Annotated in this window: 1 protein-coding gene; it reads right to left on the bottom strand. The window is 68.2% G+C overall.

Annotated elements, in window-relative coordinates:
• Nucleotides 1–1,365, bottom strand: a 1,365-nt coding sequence (locus I6F37_RS38285) for a DUF1522 domain-containing protein (protein WP_225154117.1), incomplete at both ends; no start/stop codon positions are given.

The raw sequence follows: 1,365 nt of genomic DNA on the forward strand, positions 1-1,365 counted from the left end.
GTTGAAGGAGGTGAAGGTCAAGGTCTTGCCGCTGATGCCGCCGATGCCGGAGGTGCGCGCCGCGGTGAAGGCGGTCGCCGTTCCGGTGTTGCCGGCAAGGCCGAGCGCGTTCAGCGCATTGCCCGTGCCGGTGATCGACAGGTCGGCATTGACGCCAGTGGACAGCTTCAGCTGGCCCGAGGCGTTGATCGACGAGTTGGTCTGGCCGGAGGCCGTCGCGAGCGTCGCGGTGCCGTTGGCGCCGATGGTCGCGGTCTGCACGCCGGTGGCGAGGTCGATCGCCTTCAAGACGTCGTTGAGGGTACCGCCCTGCAGATAGACCGTCGAGTTGCCGGCGCCGTCGGTGAGGACGTTACCGCTCGCACCATAGCCGGTCGGAATGCTCGGCGCACCGGTCGAGCCCGGGATCGGCGCATTCTTGAAGGTGATGACTTTACCGTTGACGTTCAGCGTCGAGCCGTCGGTGATCGTCGCACCCAGCGAAGCCGCGCTGGTGGTGCGGTTGACGTTGACGGTGGCGTTGCCGCCGCCCACCGACGTGGTCAGGGCGAGAGCCTTGAGCAGATCGGCCTTGCCGGTGACGCTCAGATCCGCACCTGTCGAGCTCCTCAGCGTGACGGCGCCCGCAGCGACGGTCGAAGCGGTCTGGCCGTTGCTCGTGGCGATCGTCGCCGCACCCGAGGTGATCGAGACCGTCTTGACGCCGCTTGCCAGATCGATCGCGCTCAACAGGTCGTTGACGGTCGCTGCCGGCGTGCCGTTGGTGCCGAGATAGACGGTGCTGTTGCCATTGCCGTCGGTGACGATGTTGCCGCTGACGCCCGAGCCGGTCGGAACGCCGGTCGCACCCGGAGCCGAGCCGCTGCGGAAGGTGATGGTCTTGCCGTTCACGGTCAGCGTGTCGCCGTCGGCAGGCTGGGCGTTGCCGGCGAGGCCGGTCGCGGTCGTGCCGTTGGTGGCGATCAGGGTCATGGTGCCGGTCAGCGCCGTGGTGCCGTCGCCGGCCGTTGCGCCTGTGCTGGCGAAGACGCCGATGGTGGCGCCGAGCGTGGTCGTGCCGGTCGCCGCGGTGGTGCCGCCGGCCGCACCGCTATACACGACGTTGCTGTTCGCCGTCGCGCTGGCGTAGGAGGTCGTGCCACGCAGGTCGGCCGCCGTCGCACCGGAGATGGTGGCGGAGACGTTGGACTTGGTGGAATAGCCGACCGTGGTCTGCAGCGCCTGGTTGGCGATCGACTTCGCAGAGTCGATCAGCTTCTGCAGCGAGGTGATGCCGGTGTTGGCAGCCTGCAGCACCTGCACGCCGTTGGCGATGCCGTCGAGCAGGTTGTTGATGTCGCTGGCGCGGTTGTCGAGCGACTGGGC

Source organism: Bradyrhizobium sp. NBAIM08 (assembly GCF_020193935.1).
GTDB classification, from domain to species: domain Bacteria; phylum Pseudomonadota; class Alphaproteobacteria; order Rhizobiales; family Xanthobacteraceae; genus Bradyrhizobium; species Bradyrhizobium yuanmingense.